The organism is Stenotrophomonas sp. SrG, from assembly GCF_050031795.1.
In the GTDB taxonomy this organism is placed as follows: domain Bacteria; phylum Pseudomonadota; class Gammaproteobacteria; order Xanthomonadales; family Xanthomonadaceae; genus Stenotrophomonas; species Stenotrophomonas rhizophila_A.
This window is the reverse complement of the sequence record NZ_JBNBBE010000017.1, coordinates 1-24,683: the sequence shown is the minus strand read 5'-3', so window position 1 is coordinate 24,683 and position 24,683 is coordinate 1. Positions and strand designations below refer to the sequence as shown.

Sequence of the window (24,683 nt, the reverse complement as noted above, 5' to 3'; positions counted from 1 at the left end):
GCGGAGAATTCCATGGCTCGTTACTTTATTGATCGCCCCATCTTCGCGTGGGTGATTGCGATCATCATCATGCTCGCCGGTGCGCTGGCGGTGCTCAAGCTGCCGGTGTCGATGTACCCGGAAGTGGCACCGCCCGCCGTCGAGATCAGCGCCTCCTACCCGGGCGCATCGGCCAAGGTGGTCGAGGACTCGGTGACCCAGATCATCGAGCAGAACATGAAGGGCATCGATGGCCTGATCTACTTCTCCTCCAACAGCTCGGCCAACGGCCAAGCCACCATCACCCTGACCTTCGAAAGCGGCACCGATCCGGACATCGCCCAGGTCCAGGTGCAGAACAAGCTGCAGCTGGCCATGCCGCTGCTGCCGCAGGAAGTACAGCGCCAGGGCATCAACGTGGCCAAGTCCAGCAGCGGCTTCCTGCAGGTGATCGGCTTCGTCTCCAACGATGGCAGCATGGATGCCAACGACATTTCCGATTACGTCGGCTCCAATGTCGTCGATCCGCTCAGCCGCGTGCCGGGCGTGGGCAACATCCAGGTGTTCGGCGGCAAGTACGCCATGCGCATCTGGCTGGACCCCAACAAGCTGCACACCTACAAGCTGTCGGTGGACGAAGTCACCGCGGCGATCACCGCACAGAACGCCCAGGTGGCCATCGGCCAGCTCGGCGGCGCGCCGTCGGTGAAGGGCCAGCAGCTCAACGCCACCATCAACGCGCAGGACCGCCTGCAGACCCCGGAACAGTTCCGCAACATCCTGGTCCGCGGTGGTGCCGATGGCAGCGAGCTGCGCCTGGGCGATGTGGCCCGGGTCGAGCTGGGCGCCGAAAGCTATGACTTCGTGACCCGCTACAACGGCAAGCCGTCCAGCGGTATCGCGATCACCCTGGCCACCGGCGCCAACGCGCTGGATACCGCCAACGGCGTGCGCGCCGCGCTGGAGGACCTGAAGGAAAACTTCCCGGCCGGGCTGGAATCGGTAGTGCCGTATGACACCACCCCGTTCGTGCAGGTCTCGATCAAGGGCGTCATCAAGACCCTCATCGAAGCCATCGTGCTGGTGTTCGTGGTGATGTACCTGTTCCTGCAGAACTTCCGCGCCACCCTGATCCCCACCATCGCCGTACCGGTAGTGCTGCTGGGCACGTTCGGCATCCTGGCCGCGCTGGGCTTCTCGATCAACATGCTGACCATGTTCGCCATGGTGCTGGCGATCGGCCTGCTGGTGGACGATGCCATCGTGGTGGTGGAGAACGTCGAACGCATCATGTCCGAAGAAGGGTTGTCGCCGTTGGAGGCCACCCGCAAGTCGATGAGCCAGATCACCGGCGCGCTGGTCGGCATCGGCCTGGTGCTGTCGGCGGTGTTCGTTCCGATGGCCTTCATGAGCGGCTCCACCGGCGTCATCTACCGGCAGTTCTCGGCCACGATCGTGTCCGCGATGGCGCTGTCGGTGCTGGTCGCCATCGTGCTCACCCCGGCGCTGTGCGCCACCATGCTCAAGCCGCTGAAGAAGGGCGAGCACCACGTGGCGCACAAGGGCTGGTCCGGGCGCTTCTTCGGCGGTTTCAACCGCGGCTTCGACCGTTCCAGCGAAACCTACCAGCGCGGGGTCAAGGGCATCCTGGCGCGGCCCTGGCGCTTCATGGCCATCTTCGTGGCACTGGCCGTGGCGATGGGCGTGCTGTTCGCGCGGCTGCCCAGCTCGTTCCTGCCCAATGAAGACCAGGGCATCCTGATGGCGCTGGTGCAGACCCCGGTCGGCGCCACCCAGGAACGTACCCTGGAGGCGATGTACAAGCTGGAAGACCACTTCCTGAAGAACGAGACCGAGGCGGTGGAGTCGGTGTTCTCGGTGCAGGGCTTCAGCTTCGCCGGCATGGGCCAGAACGCGGGCATGGCCTTCATCAAGCTCAAGGATTGGAAGGAGCGTGATGCCGACCAGGGCGTAGGCCCGATCACCGGGCGCGCGATGGGCGCGCTGGGCCAGATCAAGGACGCCTTCATCTTCGCCTTCCCGCCGCCGGCCATGCCGGAGCTGGGCATCGGCTCGGGCTACACCTTCTTCCTGAAGGACAACAGCGGCCAGGGCCACGAGGCCCTGCTCAATGCGCGCAACCAGCTGCTCGGCGGCGCCGGGCAGAGCAAGCTGCTGGCCAACGTGCGCCCGAACGGCCAGGAAGACACCCCGCAGCTGCGCATCGACGTGGACGTGGAAAAGGCCAATGCACTGGGCCTGTCGACCAGCGCGATCAACAGCACCCTGGCCGCCGCGTGGGGCAGCAGCTACATCGATGACTTCATCGACCGTGGCCGGGTCAAGCGCGTGTATGTGCAGTCCGATGCGCCGTTCCGCATGAACCCGGACGACTTCAACCTGTGGTCGGTGAAGAACAACGCCGGTGAGATGGTGCCGTTCAGCGCCTTCGCCTCCAAGCGCTGGGACTATGGTTCGCCGCGCCTGGAGCGCTACAACGGCGTGTCGGCAATGGAAATCCAGGGCGAGCCCGCACCGGGCGTGGCCTCGGGCGATGCCATGGCCGAGATCGAACGCATCGCCAAGGACCTGCCGCCGGGCTTCGAGATCGAATGGACCGCGCTGTCCTACCAGGAACGCCAGGCCGGTTCGCAGACGCCGCTGCTGTACACGCTGTCGCTGCTGATCGTGTTCCTGTGCCTGGCCGCGCTGTATGAAAGCTGGAGCGTGCCGACCTCGGTGCTGCTGGTGGCGCCGCTGGGCATCCTCGGGGCGGTGCTGGCCAATACCCTGCGTGGCATGGAACGCGACATCTACTTCCAGGTGGCGATGCTGACCACGGTGGGCCTGACCAGCAAGAACGCGATCCTGATCGTGGAGTTCGCCAAGGAAAACCTGGAGAAGGGCGCAGGCGTGCTGGAAGCCACCATGCACGCGGTACGCGACCGCCTGCGGCCGATCATCATGACCTCGCTGGCATTCGGCCTGGGCGTGCTGCCGCTGGCCATCGCCTCGGGCGCCGGTTCGGGTGCGCAGCGCGCGATCGGTACGGGCGTGCTGGGCGGCATGATCGTCGGCACCGTGCTGGGCCTGTTCTTCATTCCGCTGTTCTTTGTCGTGGTGCAGAAGCTGTTCAACCGCGGCACCAGGAACGGTGGGTCCCGACCGTTGGTCGGGACGAACGCCAACGAAGGTGACACCCATGAATAAGGCGCTCCTTGCCCTGGCCATGACCGCCGCCCTCTCCGGCTGCGCCACGCTCGAGCCACGCAGCACCGAGGTCGCCCCGGCGATCCCGGCACAGTGGCCGGCCACCACCTCCACCGCTGCGACGGTGGAGGTGGCCGACATCGGCTGGCGCGACTACTTCGTCGACGAGCGGCTGCAATCGCTCATCGCCCAGTCGCTGGAGAACAATCGCGACCTTCGCGTGGCCGTGCTCAATGTGGACAAGGCGCGTGCGCAGTACCGCATCCAGCGTGCCGACCGGGTTCCCGCGCTCGGCGTGCAGGGGCAGATGACCCGCAGCGGTGGCGATGTGCCGGTCACCGAGCAGTTCAGCGCCAACCTCGGCGTGGTCGAGTTCGAACTGGATTTGTTCGGCCGTGTGCGCAACCTGAGCCAGGCGGCGCTGCAGCAGTACTTCGCCGAGGCGGCCAACCGCCGCAACGCGCAGCTGTCGCTGGTGGCCGAAGTGGCCAATGCGTGGTTGACCCTGGGCGCCGACAGCGAGCAGCTGAAGATCGCCGAGGCCACCCTGGCCACCTATGAGGACTCGCTGCGCCTGAGCGAGGCGCGCCACCAGCTGGGCGGTGCCTCGGCGCTGGAACTGAGCCAGACGCGCACGCTGGTGGAAACCGCGCGCACCAATGTTGCCCGCTACCAGGGCCAGGTCGCGCAGGACCGCAACGCGCTGGCGCTGCTGGCCGGTGGCCCGATCGACGAGGCGTTGCTGCCCGCCAGCGAAGCCACCGGCGTGGCCGCCGTGCGCGCGGTGCCGGCGGGCGTGCCCGGTGAGGTGCTGCTGCGCCGCCCGGACGTGATGGCGGCAGAGCACACGCTGCTGGCGGCCAACGCCAACATCGGCGCCGCACGCGCGGCGTTCTTCCCGTCAATCAGCCTCACCGGCAGCATTGGGTCCACCTCGTCTGAACTGTCGGGGTTGTTCGATGCCGGCACCCGCGCGTGGGGCTTCCTGCCCACGCTGAACCTGCCGATCTTCCAGGGCGGCAAGCTGCGCGCTGGGCTGGGCGTGGCCAATGCCAACCGCGATATCGCGCTGGCGCAGTACGAGAAGGCGATCCAGTCCGGGTTCCGCGAGGCCGCCGACGCACTGGCGCTCAACGACAGCCTGGATGCGCAGCTGGCGTCACAGCAGGCGCTGGTGGCGGCGGCCGAACAGGCACGGACGCTGTCGCAGGCGCGCTATGACGCTGGGCTGGACAGCTTCCTGACCCTGTTGGACGCGCGGCGGACCGCGTACACCGCGCGGCAGTCGCTGGTGACCACGCAGTTGAACCGGTTGTCCAACCAGGTGGCCCTGTACAAGGTGCTGGGTGGCGGGTGGTATGAACGCGGCGATGTGGCCGCGCGGTAACTACCGATTCCGCGCCTTTTCCAGGGCTTTGGTCGCATCGCGCGCCATCTGTTCGTAGGTGCGGCGGATCTCTTCCAGCCGCTCCTCGTCCAGTTCTTCAAGATCCAGCAGTTCGTTGTTGGCCGCCGCGGTCACCCGGATCAGCTCGTCGAGCTTGATCTGGATGGCGGCGGTGTCGGCGTTCTGGCTGTGCTGGATCAGGAACACCATCAGGAACGTGATGATGGTGGTGCCGGTGTTGATCACCAGCTGCCAGGTGTCGTTGAACTTGAATACGGGCCCGGTGAGGGCCCAGATCAGCACGATGCTGACTGCACCGAGGAAGGTCCACGGCGTACCCGCCGCGTAGGACGCCTTCTTGGCGACGAGGTTGAACACGCTGCGAAGTTTCATGGGAACCGTAACGCGGGAACTGGCCCCATCAATGGCAGGCGCCCCGTGTAGGCGCCGTGCAGCCGTGGCTCAGGCGCTCGCGCTCAGGCGGGGACGCGCATTCTGGTCATGCTGGCTCATCAGGTAGACGTGTTCCCAGACGTCCTCGACGAATTTCCGCGCGTCATCCACGCTGAGTTTGGCCATGATCTGCGCCGCGTACTGGTGCTGGAAGGCTTCTTCGCGCTCTTCGTCGGAGGCCTTGGGGTGGGTGATCAGCGAATCGCAGGCGAACTTGATCCACGGGATGTAATGCCCGAAGGACGCGGATTTCAGCTCGTCAGCGACATGCTTCTCGCGCCAGTAGTTCACCTCGGCCTCGACATTGATAACGGCGGGAATGGAGCGCGGGACGGAGGACATGGCTGCTTCGATTCGAAAGGAAGGAAGGGAAAGGCAACCTGATAGTGCGTAAAACCCGGTGCATGCCGCGTCATGGCGATGTGCAGCGCGCGTGCGCGCACTGCCATTCAACTGAAGCATTCATGACTGCGTGGCGCCACACGCAGGCGGTGTGGCGCATCTGGCATGTTTTGCTGCGTGACCGCGCAGGAACCGGCGCTCACTCGCCGATGTCTTCGTTCCAGACGTCGGGATGGGCCGAGATGAAACCGCCCAGCAGGTCGATGCATTCCTGGCTCTGCATGTCGATCACCTGCACGCCGTTTTCGCGCAGCCAGTCGATACCGCCCTGGAAGGTGACCGATTCACCCACCACCACCGTGCCGATGTTGAACTGGCGTACCAGCCCGCTGCAGTACCAGCACGGGGCCAGGGTGGTGACCATGATGGTGTCCTGGTAGCGGCGCTGGCGGCCGGCCTTGCGGAACGCGTCGGTTTCACCGTGCACGGACGGGTCGCCCTCCTGGACCCGGCGGTTGTGGCCGCAGCCGAGCAGGCGGCCGTCGTTGTGGTACAGGGCAGCGCCGATGGGGATGCCGCCTTCGGCCAGGCCCTGGCGGGCTTCGGCGATGGCGGTTTCAAGCAGGGCGGCGTAGTCGGGGGTGGTGATCATGGGCGGTCCGTTCAACTGAAGGGGCCATCATAAGGTGCCGCCGGCCGGCCAGCGGTGCGATAATCGGGGCCATGAGCGAATCCCCCTACAAGACTGGCACCACCCATTTCGGCTTCCGCGATGTCGCCGCCAAGGACAAGCAGAAGCTGGTGGGCGAAGTGTTCACCTCGGTCGCGCGCAACTACGACCTGATGAACGACCTGATGAGCCTGGGCATCCACCGGGCGTGGAAGCGCTACTACGTGGCCACCGCGCAGGTGAAGCCGGGTGACAGCGTGCTCGACCTGGCTGGCGGCACCGGCGACATCGCCGCGCTGCTCAAGGAGCGCGTGGGCGACGACGGCCAGGTGGTGGTCGGCGACATCAACGCCGGCATGCTCACCGTGGGCCGCGACCGCCTGACCAACCGCGGCCTGGTGGCTGGCCTGGACTTCGTCCAGTGCAACGCCGAGGCGCTGCCGTTCCCGGATGCCAGCTTCGACCTGGTGACCATCGCCTTCGGGCTGCGCAACGTGACCGACAAGGACGCCGCCCTGCGCGAGATGTACCGCGTGCTCAAGGTGGGCGGCCAGGCGCGGGTGCTGGAGTTCTCCGAAGTCACCGCCGACTGGTTCAAGCCGATCTACGATTTCCATTCGTTCAAGATCCTGCCCAAGCTGGGCCAGCTGTTCGCCCGCGACGGCGACAGCTACCAGTACCTGGCCGAGAGCATCCGCAAGCACCCGCCGCAGGAGCAGCTCAAGAGCATGATGGGCGAGGCGGGTTTCGCGCGCTGCCATTACAAGAACCTGACCGGCGGCATCGTCTCGATCCACTCCGGCTACAAGGTTTGAGACACCGGTCCGGTTCCCGGTGAGCCAAGGCGGCCGGTGGGGCGCGCCTGCTGTGCGAGGGTAACTGAATGGGGAATGGGCAGCCGGTCACATCCCGGGCGAGCGAAGTCGGGGGTAAACTGGCGGTTTCACCCTGATCGGTCCCGATTCATGCGATCCCCGTTCCTGCTGATTCCCCTGGCCGTCGCGCTTGCCGCCGGCTGCTCCAAAGAGCCCGCCGCCCCGACCGCGGCCCCCGCCGCCCAGCCGAGCGCCGACACTGCCGTGAAAGCCGTCAACCGCAGCCACGATGAAAGTTCCTACGCCGAACCGGACAAGGTCGTCATCAAGGACCTGGGGCTGGACCTGAAGCTGGATTTCGACAGCAGGCAGATCGGCGGCACCGCCACCTACACCCTGGAGTGGAAGGACAAGGCAGCCAAGCAGCTGGTGCTGGACACCCGCGAGCTGACCATCGAGAAGGTCGAAGCCGTCGCCGCCGATGGCAGCGCCGCGCCGCTGCAGTTCGCGCTGGCGCCGGCCGACAAGGTGTTCGGCAGCAAGCTGACCATCGAAGCCCCGGCCCAGCCGGGCAAGGTGCGGGTGACCTACCACACCGCGCCGACCGCCTCGGGCCTGCAGTGGCTGGAGCCGTCGATGACCGAAGGCAAGCAGCTGCCCTTCATGTTCAGCCAGTCCCAGGCCATCCACGCGCGTTCGTGGGTGCCGCTGCAGGACACGCCGAGCGTGCGCTTCACCTACAGCGCGCACGTGGCCTCGCGCCCGGACGTGATGGTGCTGATGAGCGCCGACAACGACCCCAAGGCCGCGCGTGACGGTGATTACACCTTCAAGATGCCGCAGCCGATTCCGTCCTACCTGCTGGCCATTGCCGCCGGCGACCTGGTGTTCGAGCCGATCTCCGGGCGTTCCGGCGTCTGGGCCGAACCGACCATGGTCGGCAAGGCCGCCAAGGAATTCGAAGACACCGAGAAGATGATCGGTGCGGCCGAAAAGCTCTATGGCGAATACCGCTGGGGCCGCTACGACATGCTGGTACTGCCGCCGTCGTTCCCGTTCGGCGGCATGGAAAACCCGCGCCTGACCTTCGCCACCCCGACCGTGATCGTGGGCGACAAGTCGCTGGTCTCGCTGGTGGCCCATGAACTGGCGCACAGCTGGTCGGGCAACCTGGTGACCAACTCCAGCTGGAAGGACATCTGGCTCAACGAAGGCTTTACCACCTACGTGCAGGGCCGCATCACCGAAGCGCTGTACGGCCAGGAAATGGCCGAGATGGAGCGCGAGATCGACCAGAACGACCTGCTGGCCGAGGTCAAGGACATGAGCCCGGCCGACCAGGCCCTGGCCCTGCCGCCGCTGACCGAGCGCGACCCGGACGAGGCGCTGAGCAACGTGGCCTACGTCAAGGGCTCGTGGTTCCTGCAGTTCCTGGAGCAGCGCTTTGGCCGTGAAGTGTTCGATCCGTTCCTGCGTGGCTGGTTCGATGACCATGCGTTCCAGAGCGCAAACACCGACCAGTTCGTCGAGTACCTGAAGAAGAACCTGCTGTCCAAGAAGCCCGGCGCGGTGACCGACGCCGAGCTGAAGGCATGGCTGGACGAGCCGGGTATTCCGGCGTTCGCCACCAAGGCGCGTTCGCGCAACTTCTCCATCGTCGATACCGCGCGCATTGCATGGCAGGGCAGTGGCACGCTGCCGAGCGCGCAGATCACCAGCGAGTGGGGTACCCAGGAATGGGTGCACTTCATCGACGGCATGGGCAAGACCCTGCCCGTGGACAAGCTGGCCGCGCTGGACAAGGCGTACGCGTTCACCGGCACCGCCAATGGCGAGATCGCCATGCGCTGGTACCCGCTGGCCATCCGCAGCGGTTATCTGGAGGCCAATGAAGCGGCCGGTGCCTTCATCGAACGCGTTGGCCGGCGCAAGCTGATCCTGCCGATCTACGCCGAACTGGTGAAGACCCCGGAAGGCCTGGCGTTCGCCAAGGCGGCCTTTGAAAAGGCCAAGCCCAGCTACCACCCGATCACCACGGCATCGGTGCAGGACATGCTGGACAAGGCAAGCGCGGGCAAGTAACCGCCAGCGCTGCGTTGATCAGGAACGGCGGGGGAAACCCCGCCGTTTTTCATTGTTAAAGTACACAGGTGACGCCTCTTGGCGTCCTCGCTGACACCTGGAGCCCGTAATGAAACGACTGATCCTTGCCGCGGCCTGCGCACTGGCCCTGGCTGCCTGCAGCAACCCGGAAGAAGAGCGCAAGGCGCAGGAAGCCGCGACTGCCGCCGCCAAGGCGCAGCAGGAAGAGAAGGCCGAAGGCGTGGCCAAGCAGTACGACATGGCCGTGGCCGCGCAGGACTGGGAGCGTGCACGCATCCATGGCGGTTCGCTGCTGGACCAGTACAAGGACACGGACGTCGCGGCACGGATCGAACCCGGCTACGCCGAGGTCAAGGCCAAGGCCGAAACCGCGCGCGAACTACGCCGCATGCAGGGCCTGTGGCAGTACAACCAGGTGCCGGTGGGCAGCAAGGGCAACCAGGTCTCGGCCTCGATCTACAGCAAGGAGCGGGTGGACGTGGACGGCAGCGGCCCGACGACGGTGCAGCTGATCTTCCGCGACCACCCGGAGTGGAAGCGCCACGCCTACCTGGTGCTGCAGGCCGGTGATTTCCGCTGCCCGCAGTGCACGGTGAAGGTGACGGTCGACGACGGCAAGCCGATCTCGATGGCCGCCTGGCGCCCGAAGACCGACGAGGCCATCGCCATGTTCATCACCGACCAGAAGGCGCTATGGAAGCTGGCCCGCAAGGCCAGGTCCATCACCATCGAATTCCCGGTCAAGGCCGGCGGCACCCGCACCGCAGTATTCGAAACCGGCGGCGTAGACGCCAGCCGCATGCCCAACTGGTGGAATTAACCGAGCGGTGAGGCAAAGTGCCGACCAACGGTCGGCACCTACCAACCTTGCGTGTCCCGGTAGGTACCGACCGTTGGTCGGTACAGTCGGCGCGGGGACCTCGCTGGAGGAACAGCCCCCTTTTGTTAAGGGGGCGCGCCGAAGGCGCGGGGATAGGAAACATGCCACGGGGCCCAGAATTCGCCGGAGGCGAATTCTGGGCGAGCAGGTCAACCAGCGATTCGGTTACGCGCCCAGCGCGTAACCGAATTGCTGTTTGAACTGCTCGTTGAATTCTTCGAAGGTGAACCGCTGGTTCTGCGTGCCGGGATGCTCCACCTTCAGCGCGCCCATAAGGTTGCCCATGCGGCCGATGGTCAGCCAGTCGTAGCCCTTCTCGATGCCGTAGATCAGGCCGGCGCGGAAGGCGTCGCCACAGCCGGTCGGATCCACCACGCGGCGCTCGTGCGCCGGCGGGATGTCGTAGGTCTTTTCCGGGGTGTGGATGACCGCGCCCTTGGGGCCGCGGGTGGTGATGTAGGCCTTGACCCGGCTCACGATCTCCTTTTCATCCCAGCCGGTGCGCTCCTGCAGCAGGTTGGACTCGTAGTCGTTGACCACCACGTAGTCGGCCTGCTCGATGAAGGTGCGCAGCTCCGGCCCGTTGAACAGGGGCATGGCCTGGCCCGGGTCGAAGATGAACGGCACGCCGGCCTCGAAGAACTCCTGCGAGTTCTGGATCATGCCCTCGCGGCCGTCCGGGCCGACCAGGCCCAGGGTCACGCCCGGCACGTCCTTCACATGGTTCTCGTAGGACCGCATCATCGCGCCCGGGTGGAAGGCGGTGATCTGGTTGTTGTCGTGGTCGGTGGTGATGAATGCCTGCGGGGTGAACAGCTCGTCGATCACCTTGATCCGGCTCAGGTCGATGCCCAAGCCCTGGAAATACTCGCGGTACGGGCCGAAGTCCGAGCCCACCGTGCCCATCGGGATCGGCTCGCCGCCCAGCAGGTGCAGGTTGTAGGCGATGTTGCCTGCGCAGCCGCCGAACTCGCGGCGCATGCGCGGCACCAGGAACGACACGTTCAGGATGTGCACCTTGTCCGGCAGGATGTGATTCTTGAACTGGTCCGGGAACACCATGATGGTGTCGAAGGCAAGAGAACCACAGATCAAAGCGGACATCGATTAAGGCCTATGCGGAAGGGGTTTGAGGCCCGGCAGGCGGGCAACGAAACGGCGCCCTGAGGCGCCCAATGGCGCAAAGGTTAACGGGTGCGGCGCCGCAGGGCCAGAACCCCGGCTGTCCGGATTGGGCTGAATGGCCGCCAAGGCTGGCGTTGACGGACATTTCTCCTTGCTCGCGCACAGGGGGATTGCTAGGCTTGTCGACCTCGAATTCTGCCCAATTTTTCGCCATCCCGCGTTGGGCGCGACACCCCTCAGGATCAACTCCCAGATGTTCAAGAAACTGCGTGGCATGTTCTCCAATGACCTGTCCATCGACCTGGGCACGGCCAATACCCTCATCTACGTGCGCGGGCAGGGGATCGTGCTGAACGAACCGTCGGTCGTGGCCGTGCGCCAGGACCGTGCCATCGGTGGCACCCGCTCGGTGGCCGCCGTCGGCGCCGAAGCCAAGCAGATGCTGGGCCGTACCCCGGGCCACATCACCACCATCCGCCCGATGAAGGATGGCGTCATCGCCGACTTCACCTACACCGAGGCGATGCTCAAGCACTTCATCAAGAAGGTGCACAAGTCGCGCTTCCTGCGCCCGAGCCCGCGCGTGCTGGTCTGCGTGCCGGCCGGTTCGACCCAGGTCGAGCGCCGCGCCATCAAGGAATCGGCCGAGGAAGCCGGTGCCCGTGACGTGTTCCTGATCGAAGAGCCGATGGCCGCCGCGATCGGCGCCGGCATGCCGGTCACCGAAGCCCGTGGCTCGATGGTCATCGACATCGGCGGCGGCACCACCGAAGTGGCCGTGATCTCGCTGAACGGCATCGTCTATTCGGCCTCGGTGCGCATCGGCGGCGACCGCTTCGACGAGTCGATCACCAACTACGTGCGCCGCAACCACGGCATGCTGATCGGTGAGGCCACCGCAGAGCGGATCAAGGTCGAGCTGGGCTGCGCCTACCCGCAGGCCGAGGTCATCGAGATGGAAATCTCCGGCAGGAACCTCGCCGAGGGCGTGCCGAAGATGATCAAGATCAACTCCAACGAAGTGCTCGAAGCGCTGCACGAACCGCTCTCGGGCATCGTCAGCGCGGTCAAGCTGGCGCTGGAGCAGACCCCGCCGGAACTGTGCGCCGACGTCGCCGAGCGCGGCATCGTGCTGACCGGTGGTGGCGCCCTGCTGCGCGACCTGGACCGCCTGATCTCCGAGGAAACCGGCCTGCACGTGCAGGTGGCAGACGACCCGCTCACCTGCGTGGCCCGCGGTGGCGGTCGTGCGCTGGAGCTGGTGGACATGCACGGCAACGAGTTCTTTGCGCCGGAGTAAGCCGTACCGGTCCTGTGTGTTGGACGCGCCCCTGCGGCGTGATGCCCGCTGCGTGCCTGCCACGCCGGGCATCGCAGCGCCGGGGCGTTGTTGCATCCCGGTGCCGCCGCACGTGGCGGCCCCGCGCTCCCTTTCCACCTTGTCCAGTCGAAGCCAGTCGTGCCGCCCTACGCCGGTCCTCCCGTAGCCTCCCGCCAGGGTGATGCCAGCAGCCCCCTGCGGCTGCTCGCCTATTTGGCCCTGGCCATCACCCTGATCGTGCTCGATGACCAGGCCGGCTGGCTGGCGCGCGCGCGCGCCCAGGCCAACGTGCTGGTGCAGCCGGTGTGGGCGCTGGCCGGCCTGCCGGGCCGGCTTGGCACCCAGGTCAAGGACAATGCGGCCAGCCACGGCCAGCTGGTCGATGAGAACCGCGAGCTGCGCAACCAGCTGCTGATCGCCAATGCACGCCTGACCCGCCTGCAGACCGCCGCGCTGGACAACGCCCAGCTGCGCGAACTGCTCAACGTGGCCGAACGCAGCGGGCTGGACGTGCAGCTGGCGCCGATCCTGGACATCGACCTGGTCCCGGTCCGGCAGCGCCTGGTGCTGGCCGCCGGTACCCGCGATGGCGTGCACATGGGGCAGGCGGTGATCGACGCCGGCGGCCTGATGGGGCAGGTGATCGCCACCACCGCCAGCAACGCCACCGTGCTGCTGCTCACCGATCCGGACCACGCGGTGCCGGTCACCGTGGCCCGCAACGGCGTGCGCCTGATCGTCTACGGCCGCGGCGACACCCTGGAACTGCGCGACATTCCGCTCAGCGCCGGGGTGGAAGTGGGCGACGAGATCGTCACCTCCGGCCTGGGCGGCCGTTTCCCGGCCGGCTTCCCGGTCGGCAGGATCACCGCCCTGCGCCCGGACGATACCCATGCCTTCCTGGTCGGCGAACTCAAGCCCGCCGCCCAGCTCGACCGCGGCCGCGACGTACTGCTTCTCCGCCCCGGCGCAGCAATTCGCGTTCCGCCCAATGTGCAACTGTCCGAAGCCGCAGGCGGACCGGCAGCGCCTGCACCTGCGGCGGCAACCCCGGTAGCGCCGACTGTTAGTCGGCCCACGGAAACCGCGCCACAACCGGCCCAACCCGCACCCCAGCCATCCCCAACCGGGCCCACCCCATGAGCCGCCTGCGCGACAAACCCTGGGTGCTCCCGGTCAGCATCGTGCTGGCACTGCTGCTCGGCCTGCTGCCGTTGCCGGTGCTGCTGCAGCCGCTGCGCCCGTACTGGCTGGCGCTGGTGCTGGCGTACTGGGTGATCGAGGCGCCGGACCGGGTCGGGCTGGGCGTGGCCTTCGCCTGCGGCGTGATCGCCGACCTGCTGTACGGCGGCGTGCTCGGCGAACAGGCGCTGCGGCTGGTGATGCTCACCTTCATCCTGCAGCGCTTCCGTGCGCGCATCCGCTTCTTCCCGATGTCCCAGCAGGTGCTGGCCATCGGTGGCCTGCTGTTCAACGACCGCATCGTCAGCGCCGTGGTCCACATCGCCGTGGGCGAACCGACCCTGCCGTGGTCGTACTGGTGGGCGCCGCTGCTGGGCATGGGGCTGTGGCCGCTGGTGTTCGTGCTGCTCGACGCCGTGCGCTTCGGGCGTCGCGGGCGCTGACATGTACGTGCGCCGCCAGGCCAAGAATCCGCGCGCCGAAGCCGAGCAGTTCCGGCGCCGCGCCGCGCTGGGCTTCCTCGGCGTGCTGGTCTGCCTGGTCGGGCTGGGCGGGTGGTACTTCAAGCTGCAGGTGCTGGACCACGACACCTACGCCACGCGTTCGGAAGCCAACCGCATCAAGCCGCGGCCGGTGGTGCCCGGGCGCGGCATGATCTATGACCGCAACGGGCGGCTGCTGGCCGAAAACGTGCCCGCGTTCCGGCTGGACATCACCCCGGACAAGGTCAAGGACATGGACGCCACCTTGGCCGGGTTGGCGAAGATCCTGACGATCACCCCGGAAGACCTGGAAACGTTCAACAAGTCACGCAAGGCGCGTCGCAGCTTCCTGCCGGTGACGCTGAAGCTGCGGGTCACCGACGAGGAAATGGCGCGCTTCGCGGTCGACCGCTGGCGCTATCCCGGCGTGGAGCTGGAACCGTACCTGACCCGTCGCTATCCCTACGGCGATCTGTTCGCGCACATCATCGGTTACGTCGGCCGGGTCGATGACAAGGACCTGGAAACGCTGGGCGAGGGCAATGCCGCGTTGACCCATATCGGCAAGTCCGGCCTGGAGCGCTATTACGAGCAGCAGCTGCGCGGCAAGGTCGGCTACGAGCAGGTTGAAACCAACGTGCAGGGCCGCGCCATCCGCACCATCGGCCGGGTCGCGGCGCAGTCGGGCAACGACCTGCGACTGTCCATCGATGCCGACCTGCAGCGCGCCATGGTGGCGGCCTTCGGCGATTTCGACGGCGCCGGCGTGGCGATGGATCCGCGCACCGGCGAAATCCTGGCCATGGTCAGCCTGCCGTCGTACGACCCCAACCTGTTCGTCAACGGCATCTCGCATGCCGATTTCAAGGCCCTCAACGACAACCCCTCGCGCCCGCAGTTCAACCGCCTGGTGCTGGGTGGCGTGGCACCGGGTTCGACCATCAAGCCGCTGATCGGCCTGGCCGGGTTGGACAGCGGCGTGCGCAAGCCCGAAGACAAGATCCTCTCCACCGGCATGTTCTACCTTCCGGGCACCTCGCGTGGCTGGGGCGATGCCAACCGTGGCGGCCACGGCTGGACCGACCTGCGCAAGTCGATCACCCAGTCGGTGAACACCTATTACTACAAGCTGGCGCTGGACCTGGGCATCGAGCGGTTCGACCACTACATGGGCTATTACGGCTTCGGCGAGCCGACCGGTATCGACCTCACCGGCGAGATCGGCGGCATCCTGCCTTCGCCGCAGAACAAGTACAAATCCCGCAAGGAACGCTGGTATCCCGGCGATACGGTCAACGTCAGCATCGGCCAGGGCGACTGGAAGGTCACCCCGCTGCAGCTGGTGCACGGCGTGGGCGGCATTGCCGACGGCCAGCTGCGCACCCCGCACCTGGTGATGCAGCAGCGCGAAAGCTTCGATTCGGACTGGGTGCCCACGCCGGCCGGCACGAGCAAGCCGGTCAGCCCGAGTCCGGGGAACCTCCAAGCCGTGCGCGAAGGCATGATGGGCACCATGCGCCCGGGCGGCAGCGGCGCGCGCGCGGCGGCCGGCGCGCCGTACACCATCGCCGGCAAGACCGGCACCGCGCAGGTCATCAGCCGCCGCGGCACTGCGGCGGTGAACCCCAAGAGCCTGCCGATGCACCTGCGCCACCGCTCGCTGTTCGTGGGCTTTGCACCGGCCGAAAACCCGGTGATCGTGCTGGCCATTGCGGTCGAAGGCGGCGGCTACGGCGGCTCGGCGGCGGCGCCGATCGCGCGCAAGCTGTTCGATGCCTGGCTGCTGGGCAAGATGCCCGAAGGCATGGAGCCGCTGGACAGCCTGCGCGGCACCACCGCGATCGGCATCACCGCATTCGAAGGCGACAGTGCCGCGCGCGAGGCCGGCGATGCCGCTGCCGCCGTGCTGGAATCGCTGCCGGTGCTGGTCGGCCTGCCTGAACCGGTTCCCGCGCCTGCACCCGTACCTGGCGCGCCACTGGCGCCGGCGGCCCAACCTCCCGCCCCGCCGGAGCGCAGCCGATGAAGGATTTCCTGCGCTGGGCCAGCGACATGGTCGTGCGCTTCAGCAGCACCCTGGACTGGGTGCTGTGCCTGGCGCTGGGTGCGTTGATGCTGATCGGCCTTGCCGTGCTCAAGAGCGCCGGCGGCGATTCGCTGGTGTTCGCCCAGGGCGCGCGCTTCGTGGTCGGGCTGGGCGCGATGTGGGCGATTTCGCGCATGCCGATCCTGCGCATCCGCTCGGCCACCCCGCTGATCTACGCGGTGTCGATGATCCCGCTGCTGGCCGTGTTCGTGCTCGGCACCGGCAAGTACGGCCGCCAGTGGCTGGACCTGAAGCTGTTCTACCTGCAGCCGGCCGAGCTGCTCAAGGTCAGCCTGCCGATGATGGTGGCCTGGTACCTGCACCGCATGCCGCTGCCGCCGCGCTTTTCCACGGTGATGGTCAGCGCGGTGATCATCGGGGTGCCGACGGGGCTGGTGATGCTGCAGCCGGACTTCGGTACCGGCGTGCTGATCGCCGCCAGCGGTGCGTTCGTGCTGCTGCTGGCCGGCCTGCCGTGGTGGTGGGTGGGCGTGGCCGTGGGGGGCGTCGCCGCCGCCGCACCCGTCGCCTGGATCTGGCTGCTGCGGCCCTACCAGAAAGACCGCATCATGATGTTCCTGGACCCGGAGATGGATGCGCTGGGCGCCGGGTGGAACATCATCCAGTCCAAGATCGCCATTGGTTCGGGCGGTTTCGATGGCAAGGGCTGGGGCCAGGGCTCGCAGTCGCACCTGAACTTCATTCCCGAGCAGACCACCGACTTCGCCTTCTCCGTGCTCAGCGAGGAGTTCGGCTGGATCGGCGTCGCGCTGGTGCTGTTCCTGTACCTGGTGGTGATCGGGCGCTGCCTGTGGATCGCCTCGCAGTCGCGCGATTCCTATTCGCGCCTGTTGGCCGGCGCCACCGGGCTGGCGTTCTTCGTCTACGTGCTGGTCAACGGCGGCATGATCTCCGGCCTGCTGCCGGTGGTGGGCGTGCCGATGCCGCTGATCAGCTACGGCGGCACCTCGGCGGTATCGCTGCTGGCCGGGTTCGGGCTGGTCATGGCCGCACGCAGCCACAACCCGGTGCACGGCGGCTACAGCTGACCGTCAAAAGATCGGCAAGCAGGGACAGGTTCTTGCGCAGATTCGTTATTGCAGCGTGAGGATTGTGCTGAAATCGGCGGTGTGGATGTAGAGGGTGTCAACAACCCGTCGGTAAAGTGAGATGTAGCGCACAAATATGAATGCGCTTGATCACGATCAATGGACTTGTCGTAAACGGCCTGCACAATGGCGGCCCGCAAGCAGCTGCGCATCGAGCCAAGCGACGCGCAAGGCGCTGCGGGACGTAGTTGACCCAACGGGTACAGGGGGTGCGGCGTTGCGCTGGGGAGTAGCGCGTCGCACCAGTATCGACCGGGTCGGTAGCCCGGTTGCGCCCATGGGGATGGGGGCGCAGCCGGAATACCTTTACACACGCTCTTAACGAACCCCCGAAACTTCAGGCAAATCGTTGGGATTCATGGTGTTAGGGGTTTTATTTCATCTTTGACCTGCTAACCTGCGGCGATGATTCGACGCACTTTGGCTTGCATGCTTACGCTCGGTTTGGTTGCCTGCGCGACCCAGCCGCACTCCCCGTCACCGCCGCCGCAGGCGTCAGGTGCGCCCAACAAGCCGGGAGTTGCCCACAAGGGGCCTGCCGAAGCCGCGCCGGAAGGGGCCGCAGCCAACGCGCCGCCGGTTGACCTCACCCCGGTGCCGTTCGAAGTGGCACGCGCCAACTTCGTGCGCGATACCGCCGCCCGCTATGGCATTCCCGCTGCGCAGATCGAGGCCACGCTGGCCCAGGCGCAGGTGCGCGCTCCCATCATTGCCGCCATGTCGCGTCCGGCCGAGCGGGTCAAGCCGTGGAACGAGTACCGGCCGATGTTCATCAGCCAGGCGCGGATCGACGGCGGCAGGAAGTTCCTGGCCCAGCACCGCGATGAGTTGATGCGCGTGCAGGAACGTACCGGGGTGCCGGCTGAAGTGATCGTGGCGATCATCGGCGTGGAAACCAGTTACGGCGCCAACACCGGCAGCTACCGCGTGCTCGATGCGCTGTACACGCTGGCCTTCAATTACCCGCGCAGCGGCGACCCGGCCAAGCTCGAACGCGAAGTGCGGCGCGAACTGTTCTTCCGCGATGAGCTGGCGCGCCTGTTCGCGCTGAGCCGCGACGAGAAGCTGGACATCCTGTCCATCAAGGGCAGCTATGCCGGCGCGATGGGCATGGGCCAGTTCATGCCGTCCAGCTACCTGGACTTCGCTGTGGACGGCAACGGTGATGGTCGCCGCGATCTGTTCACCAGCTACGACGACGTGTTCTCTTCCATCGCCAATTACTTCGTCAAGAAGGGCGGGTGGGTGCGCGGCGGCCCGGTTGCGGTCCCGGCCACGCTGGCGCCCGGCCGCGCGCCGTTCGACCCCACCGACTGGACCCCGACCTGGACGCTGTCCGACCTGGCCCAGCGCGGCTACCAGCCCGCGGCACCCGTCCCGTCCGGGCTGACGGCCACCCCGATCACGCTGGAGGGCAGCACCGGCAAGCAGTACTGGCTGGGCTTCCAGAACTACTACGCCATCACCCGTTACAACCTGTCCAAGATGTACGCGATGGCCGTGTACCAGTTGTCGCAGGCCATCGCCGGCCAGGAGCTGCCGCCGGCATGAACGCACGCGCGCGCTGCAGATGGGCGGTTCCCGGCCTGCTGATCCTGGCGCTGGCCGCCTGCAGCAGTGCACCTAAAAAGCCGCCCAGCGCGAGCGGCACTACCGGCAAACCGTCGGGCGCGCTGGTGCAGGGGCAGGGCAAGGGCAAGGGCAGCCGCCCTGCGCATTGCCCTGAAGGCTCGCCGTACAAGGCCGCCTCCGAAGACCCCAGCACGCGCGGCGATTACCGCGCGGGCGGGCTGTACAAGCCGGGCGTCAACGACAGCACCCCGACCTACATTCCCAACGTGGCCTGCATTCCCGAACCGGACGTGGTGGACCTGCCACGCTCGGCGATCGGCAACAAATCGCCTTACGTGGTGCTGGGCAAGAGTTACCAGGTACTGGACCGGCCCAAGGGCTATGCCGAGAAGGGCACGGCGTCCTACTACGGTGCCAAGTTCCATGGCCGGCTGACTTCCAACCGTGAGGTGTATGACATGTACGCCTTCACCGCCGCGCACAAGACCCTGCCGCTGCCAAGCTTTGCGCGGGTCACCAACCTGGACAACGGCGAATCGGTGATCGTGCGGGTCAATGACCGCGGCCCGTTCCACGACGGCCGGGTGATCGATCTCAGCTACGCCGCCGCCGTGCGCCTGGGCATCACCCAGCGCGGCACCGGCAACGTGGAAGTACGTGCGCTGACCCCGGGCGAGGACAACCTGCTGGCCGACAAGCCCTCGCGCCGTGAGCGCCGTGCGGCGGAAGCGGCCGCGACCGTGGCAGCTGCAACGCCGCCGGCCACGGTGCGCCGCGCCAGCGACATGGACAAGCTGGTCGGCGCATTGCCGGCGCCTGCCGCGCGTCCGGCCGGCCCGGCCCAGCCGGCCGCGACCCAGGCGGCAACGCTGGAGACGGGCCCGGTCACGGTGAGCGCGCTGCCGGCGGCTGCGCCGGTGGCCGCCGCCGCCCGCCCCCTGCCTGCGCCCGTCGCGGCCGCCACACCCAGCCCCTCGTTGCAGCAGCAGGTCGGCAACGTGCTGCTGCAGGTAGCCAGCTTCGCCAGCCGCGAGAACGCCACCAAGGCATTGGGCCAGCTGTCCTCGGCCGGCATCGTCGGCGCCAGCATCAGCGACATCGTCAGCGGCGGCCGCACCCTGTGGCGCCTGCGGGTGCCGGCGGCCGACCATGCCAGCGCCTCGGAACTTGCCGGCCGCATTGTCGGTCTGGGATTCGGGTCGCCGCAGATCGTGAAAGAGTAAACGACCTACAATGACCGTCCCCTGTAATTCCCTTGGCGCCCTCCTGGAGCTTGCTGTCCGATGAAATTCCGCTTTGCCGCTGCTGCCATGGCCACGACCCTGTTCGTGGGCATGGTCTCCGCCCAGACCCCCTTGCCGACCCCGGCCCCGGCACCCGCTCCTGCCGCCGCCGCCCCCGTTACCGTGGCCACCCCGCCGGCGCCCAAGCCCAGCGTGGCCAAGGCCTGGGTGCTGATGGATTACGCCACCGGCCAGGTGCTGGCCGGCGAGAACATCCATGAACAGCTGGCCCCGGCCAGCATCACCAAGGTGATGACCTCGTACGTGGTTGCCGCCGAAGTGAAGAACGGCAAGGTCCGTACCGACGACCAGGTGATGATGAGCGAGCGTGCCTGGCGCGAAGGTGGCGCCGGCACCGACGGCAGCTACAGCGGCTTCCCGGTCAATCAGACCGCGCGTCTGGAAGACATGGAAAAGGGCATGGCGATCCAGTCGGGCAATGACGCCGCCATCGCGCTGGCCGAACATGTGGCCGGCAGCGAAGAAGCCTTCGCCTCGCTGATGAACAGCTACGCCGCCAGGATCGGCATGAAGGACTCGCACTTCGTCAACGCCCACGGCCTGAGCGCCGAAGGGCATCGCACCACCGCCTACGACCTGGCGCTGCTGGGCCGTGCGTTCGTGCGCGACTACCCGGAAACCTACGCCTACAACAAGGTGAAGGAATTCACCGTGGGCAACATCACCCAGCCCAACCGCAACCTGCTGCTGTGGCGCGACCAGAGCGTGGACGGCATCAAGACCGGACACACCTCCGAAGCGGGCTACTGCCTGATGAGCTCGGCCCAGCGTGGCGACCAGCGCCTGATCGCCGTGGTGCTGGGCGGTGCTTCGGAGAAGCAGCGCGCCGATGACAGCCTGGCGCTGCTCAACTGGGGCTTCCGCTTCTTCGAAACGCACCGCATGTACGAGCCGGGCAAGGCCGTGGCCGAACACAAGGTGTGGAAGGGCAAGGCCGATACGCTGCAGCTGGGCGTGGCCCAGCCGCTGCTGGTGAGCGTGCCGCGCGGCCGCTACAACGACCTCAAGCCGAGCATCGACGTGCCCAAGACCCTGGAAGCCCCGTTCACCGCGGGCCAGGCAGTGGGTACGCTGAAGGTGACCCTGGACGGCAAGGTGGTGGCGCAGGCTCCGCTGGTGGCAGTGGCCGCGGTGGAAGAAGCCGGCTTCTTCAAGCGCCTGTGGGACAGCTTCTGGATGTGGTGGGAATCGGAATAACGGTTCCGCCTGGAACGGCAAAAAAAAGACCGGCGCAAGCCGGTCTTTTTTCTTTTCGGTGTGCCCACCAACGGTGGGCACCTACCCGCAGATCGCTATAGCGATCTGCTGATCGTGAAGGACCCGTAGATCGGCGACTGGTCCTGCAGGTCGAACTCGCGGGTGCTGTGGTAGCGGGCGAGGGCGAACTTCCAGCGGTTGTACATCACCGCCAGGCCGTAACCGCCCTGGGCCACCCAGTTGCGCTTGTCCACGCTGTGGCTGTTGCGGAAGGTGTTGCCGTCCAGGGTGATGTCGCGGATCACCCAGGCCGCGTCGGTGGTGGCGAACAGGTGGAACGACCACCCGGTCGGCTTGCCGCCGCGGGTCGGCGCGGTGTTTTCGCCGGCCGGGCGCAGCGGGGTGCTGCCGAAATCGTCCGGCAGCTTCCAGCCGAAGCGGACTTCGCCGCCGGCATTGAGGTGGGTGGCGAGGTTGCCGACCGCACCGCCGTAGTGGCTGATCGCATCCCAGCCCCAGCCGGCCAGGTTGTCCTCGGCATCGCCCCAGCGGTGCATGCGCTCGTGGGTGAGCATGAACACCGGCTCGTTGTGCAGCTGGTTGTCCCAGCCCTGGAATTTCTCATCGCCCAGCGCGTCATGCACGGCGTCCTGCACTTCCTTGCCCAGCGCCCACGGCCCGACTACGCCGAGCGCGAGCTGGGTGGTCTGCAGGCGGTCGCCGCGACGGGCGTTGTAGCCGAAGCTGCCGATCAGCACGCCGGCATACGGCCGATCGTCCTCGATCACGTCGCGGCGGGTGAAGTCCTTGGGGGTGTAGATCTGCTGGGCGAAGCTGAAGATCATGTTCTGCTGCTCGAACTCGCCGGGGGCCAGGCGTTCGAGGTGGCGGTTGACCCAGCGGGCAAGCTTCGGCAGGCACGGATCGTCGGTGTAATCGACCAGGTTGGGCGAGACGAAGGTGATCTGCGCCCCGTTGGTGTAGCCCTGGTCCTGGTCGGCGCCGCCGAACAGATCGTTGTCGACGCGGAAGTTGACCTGCGGCGGGTGCTCGCGCATGGCGTCGGGCCCGCATTGTTCGGCTGCCTGTACCGCAGGCGCGGCTGCTGCAAGAACACCGGCAAGTGCGGCCGGTAACGCGAATCGCTTCAGAAGCATAAGATTCCCGCGGATGGTTTATTCATTTTTAAGCGGGAGCAGGGTATTCACGGCGTGATGCCCTGACCAGCACCGCGCACGCACTGGTGCGTCTTGTTCGTGAAGGCCGATCTTCACGTACCGTTCGGCGCAGCTGTGGGCACGATCATGCAGGTCTTGGGTTCAGACGCTTCCGTCCCCATAATCGCGGTCATGGAAATCAAGTCTGACAATCCCGAACACGGCTTCCAGTTCCCCGGTCAATTCGAGCTCAGCGCCATGGGCGCCGCGAACATCGGTCTGGAGCACGAACTTCCGCAGCTGCTGCATCTGGCCGGCATCCAGGTGCTCAAAGAGCGCATCACCTGGAAGACCTCGTCCAACGGCAAATACGTGTCCGTGAAGCTGGTCTTCATGGCCGAAAGCCGCGAGCAGCTGGACCTTGCCCACACCGCGCTGCGCGACCACCCGGAAGTGAAGTGGACGCTGTAACCAGCTGCGAAACCACCGCTGCACCGGGCCAGCGCCCGGCGCAGCCGGCGATCGTGCGCGACCTGGGCCGCCAGCCCTATGCGCCGGTCTGGCACGCAATGCAGCGTTTCACTGATGCACGCAACGACGACACCCCGGACGAACTGTGGGTGGTCGAGCACGATCCGGTGTTCACTCTGGGCCAGGCCGGCAAGGACGAGCACGTGCTGGCCCCGGGCGATATCCCGGTGCTGCACGTGGACCGCGGCGGCCAGGTGACCTACCACGGGCCGGGCCAGATCGTGGTCTACCCGCTGCTGCAGCTGCGCCGGCTGGGGATCGGGGTGCGCGATTACGTGTGCCGGATCGAGCAGGCGATCATCGACACGCTGGACGAGTGGAATATCGGGGCTGAACGGCTGGACGGCGCGCCGGGGGTCTACGTGGGCGGGGCCAAGGTGGCCGCGCTGGGCATCCGGGTCCGCCGCGGCTGCACCTTCCATGGGCTGGCCTTCAACGTGGCGATGGACCTGGAGCCATTCCACCGCATCAACCCCTGCGGCTACCAAGGGCTGCAGGTCACCTCGATGGTAGACTTGGGGGGACCGTCCGGCATGGCGGCCGTCAAGCCGGTACTGCTGGGCCATCTGGCCCGCCAGTTCGGGTTGGACCTCCAGCCTGCCACGGACCTGCCCGATCTGACTGACGCGGCCTGAGCGCCGCCGACCAAGGCCATGACTGAAACCACCGCTCGCATCATTCCCCTGCAGGTCGTGCAGGGCGACACGCCGTCCGCCGCGCCGTTGCAGGCCGGTGTCAAACAGCTGGGCGGTGACAAGATCGGCCGCTCGCCGGTGCAGTTCGCCGACGCACCGGTGCTGCGCAAGCCGTCGTGGATCCGGGTCCGGATTCCGTCGGGCAACGCGGTGCAGACGCTGAAGGCCAAGCTGCGCGAGAACCGCCTGGTGACGGTCTGCGAGGAAGCCAGCTGCCCCAACATCCACGAGTGCTTCAGCCACGGCACGGCAACGTTCATGATCCTGGGCGAGGTCTGCACGCGGCGCTGCTCGTTCTGCGACGTGGCCCACGGCCGGCCGAAGCCGCCGGACGCGGGTGAGCCGGCCAGCCTGGCCCAGACCGTGGCCGACATGGGCCTGAAGTACGTGGTGGTGACCAGCGTGGACCGCGATGACCTGCGCGACGGCGGTGCCCAGCACTTCGCCGACTGCATCGGGGCGATCCGGGCCAAGTCGCCGAACACGCGCATCGAAGTGCTGACCCCGGACTTCCGCGGCAAGGGCCGCATGGAGCGGGCGCTGGACATCCTGGCGACCAACCCGCCGGACGTGTTCAACCACAACATCGAAACCGTGCCGGACCTGTACCGCAACGTACGCCCGGGTGCGGATTACCAGTGGTCGCTGACCCTGCTGAAGAACTTCAAGGCGCAGCACCCGTCGATCGCGACCAAGTCCGGCATCATGCTGGGCCTGGGCGAGGACATGGACCAGGTGCGGGCAACCATGCGCGACCTGCGCGCGCACGACGTGGACATGATCACCATCGGCCAGTACCTGCAGCCGACCGCACACCACCACCCGGTGCTGCGTTACTGGACGCCCGAGGAATACAAGGAACTGGAGGTCTACGGTTACGAGCTGGGCTTCAGCCACGTGGCCTCCGGCCCGATGGTGCGCTCTTCGTACCACGCCGATGTGCAGGCAAAGGGCGCTGGCGTCGCCTGAGCCCTGGTTCTTCTCCCGTCTGATTGGAGCGCGCGCTCCGATCAGACGCGGCTGCCGGTGAATCGAGCGCCGGGCCGCCATGCCCTTTCCGGCGAATGTCCCCCGGCGTCGGCA

21 protein-coding genes are annotated in these 24,683 nt (G+C 66.8%); 16 read left to right on the top strand and 5 right to left on the bottom strand.

Translation table 11 applies throughout. From position 1 onward, the window contains the following. Positions 1-12 precede the first annotated feature (12 nt). Positions 13-3,189, top strand: a complete 3,177-nt coding sequence (gene smeE / locus ACQG3P_RS15605) for a multidrug efflux RND transporter permease subunit SmeE (RefSeq protein WP_426805571.1) — start codon at positions 13-15, stop codon at positions 3,187-3,189. Next, positions 3,182-4,576: an efflux transporter outer membrane subunit gene (locus ACQG3P_RS15600; RefSeq protein WP_426805570.1), complete on the top strand. Its 1,395-nt coding sequence runs from the start codon at positions 3,182-3,184 to the stop codon at positions 4,574-4,576. Before smeE ends, ACQG3P_RS15600 begins: the two co-directional genes overlap by 8 nt. Here ACQG3P_RS15600 and ACQG3P_RS15595 read toward each other — a convergent pair whose 3' ends face one another. The 3 genes from ACQG3P_RS15595 to ACQG3P_RS15585 form a co-directional block, all read right to left on the bottom strand. Next, complete coding sequence (locus ACQG3P_RS15595) at positions 4,577-4,969, bottom strand: low affinity iron permease family protein (RefSeq protein WP_426805569.1); 393 nt, start codon at positions 4,967-4,969, stop codon at positions 4,577-4,579. It abuts the gene before it with no gap. Between the two features lie 69 nt (positions 4,970-5,038). Further along, entirely contained in the window at positions 5,039-5,371 is a 333-nt protein-coding gene (locus ACQG3P_RS15590; protein ID WP_068854055.1) for a hypothetical protein, read from the bottom strand. A 199-nt stretch (positions 5,372-5,570) separates the two neighbouring features. Beyond that, on the bottom strand, positions 5,571-6,023 hold the full coding sequence (locus ACQG3P_RS15585) for a nucleoside deaminase (RefSeq protein ID WP_426805568.1): 453 nt from the start codon (positions 6,021-6,023) through the stop codon (positions 5,571-5,573). A gap of 71 nt (positions 6,024-6,094) precedes the next feature. Between ACQG3P_RS15585 and ubiE the strand changes: the two genes are divergently transcribed. The 3 genes from ubiE to ACQG3P_RS15570 all read left to right on the top strand — a co-directional run bounded on the left by ubiE (position 6,095) and on the right by ACQG3P_RS15570 (position 9,779). Continuing rightward, positions 6,095-6,856, top strand: coding sequence for a bifunctional demethylmenaquinone methyltransferase/2-methoxy-6-polyprenyl-1,4-benzoquinol methylase UbiE (gene ubiE / locus ACQG3P_RS15580; RefSeq protein WP_306987507.1), 762 nt, complete (start codon positions 6,095-6,097; stop codon positions 6,854-6,856). A 150-nt stretch (positions 6,857-7,006) separates the two neighbouring features. Further along, the gene (locus tag ACQG3P_RS15575) at positions 7,007-8,938 is read left to right on the top strand and encodes a M1 family metallopeptidase (protein WP_426805567.1); all 1,932 of its coding nucleotides are present in this window, start codon (positions 7,007-7,009) and stop codon (positions 8,936-8,938) included. 109 nt (positions 8,939-9,047) lie between these two features. Beyond that, complete coding sequence (locus ACQG3P_RS15570) at positions 9,048-9,779, top strand: hypothetical protein (RefSeq protein WP_320457949.1); 732 nt, start codon at positions 9,048-9,050, stop codon at positions 9,777-9,779. A gap of 225 nt (positions 9,780-10,004) precedes the next feature. Here the strand turns inward: ACQG3P_RS15570 and ACQG3P_RS15565 are convergent, their stop codons facing one another. Beyond that, complete coding sequence (locus ACQG3P_RS15565; RefSeq protein WP_095362973.1) at positions 10,005-10,943, bottom strand: carbohydrate kinase family protein; 939 nt, start codon at positions 10,941-10,943, stop codon at positions 10,005-10,007. A 274-nt stretch (positions 10,944-11,217) separates the two neighbouring features. Here ACQG3P_RS15565 and ACQG3P_RS15560 point away from each other — a divergent pair, with 274 nt between their 5' ends. The 8 genes from ACQG3P_RS15560 (at position 11,218) to ACQG3P_RS15525 (ending at position 21,217) form a co-directional block, all read left to right on the top strand. Continuing rightward, positions 11,218-12,264, top strand: coding sequence for a rod shape-determining protein (locus ACQG3P_RS15560; protein ID WP_038686189.1), 1,047 nt, complete (start codon positions 11,218-11,220; stop codon positions 12,262-12,264). Positions 12,265-12,423: 159 nt separating this feature from the next. Next, entirely contained in the window at positions 12,424-13,428 is a 1,005-nt protein-coding gene (mreC, locus tag ACQG3P_RS15555) for a rod shape-determining protein MreC (RefSeq protein WP_426805566.1), read from the top strand. Next, positions 13,425-13,910 (top strand): rod shape-determining protein MreD, encoded by a 486-nt coding sequence (gene mreD, locus ACQG3P_RS15550; protein ID WP_068854048.1) that lies wholly within the window; start codon positions 13,425-13,427, stop codon positions 13,908-13,910. Before mreC ends, mreD begins: the two co-directional genes overlap by 4 nt. A 1-nt stretch (position 13,911) precedes the next feature. Next, entirely contained in the window at positions 13,912-15,975 is a 2,064-nt protein-coding gene (gene mrdA / locus ACQG3P_RS15545; protein ID WP_093533961.1) for a penicillin-binding protein 2, read from the top strand. Beyond that, on the top strand, positions 15,972-17,084 hold the full coding sequence (rodA, locus tag ACQG3P_RS15540; protein ID WP_068854046.1) for a rod shape-determining protein RodA: 1,113 nt from the start codon (positions 15,972-15,974) through the stop codon (positions 17,082-17,084). The genes mrdA and rodA overlap by 4 nt, the downstream gene beginning before the upstream one ends. A gap of 465 nt (positions 17,085-17,549) precedes the next feature. Then, complete coding sequence (gene mltB, locus ACQG3P_RS15535) at positions 17,550-18,695, top strand: lytic murein transglycosylase B (protein WP_426805565.1); 1,146 nt, start codon at positions 17,550-17,552, stop codon at positions 18,693-18,695. Further along, positions 18,692-19,939 carry a septal ring lytic transglycosylase RlpA family protein gene (locus ACQG3P_RS15530; RefSeq protein ID WP_093533957.1) on the top strand — a complete coding sequence of 416 codons (1,248 nt, stop codon included), beginning with the start codon at positions 18,692-18,694 and terminating at the stop codon, positions 19,937-19,939. The genes mltB and ACQG3P_RS15530 overlap by 4 nt, the downstream gene beginning before the upstream one ends. Positions 19,940-19,999: 60 nt before the next feature. Continuing rightward, a complete protein-coding gene (locus ACQG3P_RS15525; protein ID WP_068854043.1) occupies positions 20,000-21,217 on the top strand; it encodes a D-alanyl-D-alanine carboxypeptidase family protein in 1,218 nt (405 codons plus the stop codon). Between the two features lie 95 nt (positions 21,218-21,312). Here ACQG3P_RS15525 and ACQG3P_RS15520 read toward each other — a convergent pair whose 3' ends face one another. Further along, entirely contained in the window at positions 21,313-22,374 is a 1,062-nt protein-coding gene (locus ACQG3P_RS15520) for a lipid A deacylase LpxR family protein (RefSeq protein ID WP_093533521.1), read from the bottom strand. 192 nt (positions 22,375-22,566) lie between these two features. Between ACQG3P_RS15520 and ACQG3P_RS15515 the strand changes: the two genes are divergently transcribed. Genes ACQG3P_RS15515 through lipA form a run of 3 tightly spaced genes read left to right on the top strand, consistent with a single transcriptional unit; the run spans position 22,567 to position 24,569 of the window. Next, positions 22,567-22,845: a DUF493 family protein gene (locus ACQG3P_RS15515; RefSeq protein ID WP_068854041.1), complete on the top strand. Its 279-nt coding sequence runs from the start codon at positions 22,567-22,569 to the stop codon at positions 22,843-22,845. Next, positions 22,833-23,540, top strand: a complete 708-nt coding sequence (lipB, locus tag ACQG3P_RS15510; RefSeq protein ID WP_217535768.1) for a lipoyl(octanoyl) transferase LipB — start codon at positions 22,833-22,835, stop codon at positions 23,538-23,540. Before ACQG3P_RS15515 ends, lipB begins: the two co-directional genes overlap by 13 nt. An 18-nt stretch (positions 23,541-23,558) precedes the next feature. After that, positions 23,559-24,569 (top strand): lipoyl synthase, encoded by a 1,011-nt coding sequence (gene lipA / locus ACQG3P_RS15505; protein WP_068854039.1) that lies wholly within the window; start codon positions 23,559-23,561, stop codon positions 24,567-24,569. The last annotated feature ends 114 nt before the right edge of the window (positions 24,570-24,683 follow it).

Coding starts and splice junctions, on each gene's coding strand:
- ACQG3P_RS15595 (WP_426805569.1), bottom strand. CDS start 4,969: ATGAAACTTCGCAGCGTGTTCAACCTCGTCGCCAAGAAGGCGTCCTAC.
- ACQG3P_RS15560 (WP_038686189.1), top strand. CDS start 11,218: ATGTTCAAGAAACTGCGTGGCATGTTCTCCAATGACCTGTCCATCGAC.
- ACQG3P_RS15515 (WP_068854041.1), top strand. CDS start 22,567: ATGGAAATCAAGTCTGACAATCCCGAACACGGCTTCCAGTTCCCCGGT.
- ACQG3P_RS15600 (WP_426805570.1), top strand. CDS start 3,182: ATGAATAAGGCGCTCCTTGCCCTGGCCATGACCGCCGCCCTCTCCGGC.
- ACQG3P_RS15525 (WP_068854043.1), top strand. CDS start 20,000: ATGAAATTCCGCTTTGCCGCTGCTGCCATGGCCACGACCCTGTTCGTG.
- ACQG3P_RS15530 (WP_093533957.1), top strand. CDS start 18,692: ATGAACGCACGCGCGCGCTGCAGATGGGCGGTTCCCGGCCTGCTGATC.
- ACQG3P_RS15585 (WP_426805568.1), bottom strand. CDS start 6,023: ATGATCACCACCCCCGACTACGCCGCCCTGCTTGAAACCGCCATCGCC.
- ACQG3P_RS15590 (WP_068854055.1), bottom strand. CDS start 5,371: ATGTCCTCCGTCCCGCGCTCCATTCCCGCCGTTATCAATGTCGAGGCC.
- rodA (WP_068854046.1), top strand. CDS start 15,972: ATGAAGGATTTCCTGCGCTGGGCCAGCGACATGGTCGTGCGCTTCAGC.
- mreD (WP_068854048.1), top strand. CDS start 13,425: ATGAGCCGCCTGCGCGACAAACCCTGGGTGCTCCCGGTCAGCATCGTG.
- ACQG3P_RS15520 (WP_093533521.1), bottom strand. CDS start 22,374: ATGCTTCTGAAGCGATTCGCGTTACCGGCCGCACTTGCCGGTGTTCTT.
- ACQG3P_RS15575 (WP_426805567.1), top strand. CDS start 7,007: ATGCGATCCCCGTTCCTGCTGATTCCCCTGGCCGTCGCGCTTGCCGCC.
- ACQG3P_RS15570 (WP_320457949.1), top strand. CDS start 9,048: ATGAAACGACTGATCCTTGCCGCGGCCTGCGCACTGGCCCTGGCTGCC.
- smeE (WP_426805571.1), top strand. CDS start 13: ATGGCTCGTTACTTTATTGATCGCCCCATCTTCGCGTGGGTGATTGCG.
- mrdA (WP_093533961.1), top strand. CDS start 13,912: ATGTACGTGCGCCGCCAGGCCAAGAATCCGCGCGCCGAAGCCGAGCAG.
- mltB (WP_426805565.1), top strand. CDS start 17,550: ATGATTCGACGCACTTTGGCTTGCATGCTTACGCTCGGTTTGGTTGCC.
- lipA (WP_068854039.1), top strand. CDS start 23,559: ATGACTGAAACCACCGCTCGCATCATTCCCCTGCAGGTCGTGCAGGGC.
- ubiE (WP_306987507.1), top strand. CDS start 6,095: ATGAGCGAATCCCCCTACAAGACTGGCACCACCCATTTCGGCTTCCGC.
- ACQG3P_RS15565 (WP_095362973.1), bottom strand. CDS start 10,943: ATGTCCGCTTTGATCTGTGGTTCTCTTGCCTTCGACACCATCATGGTG.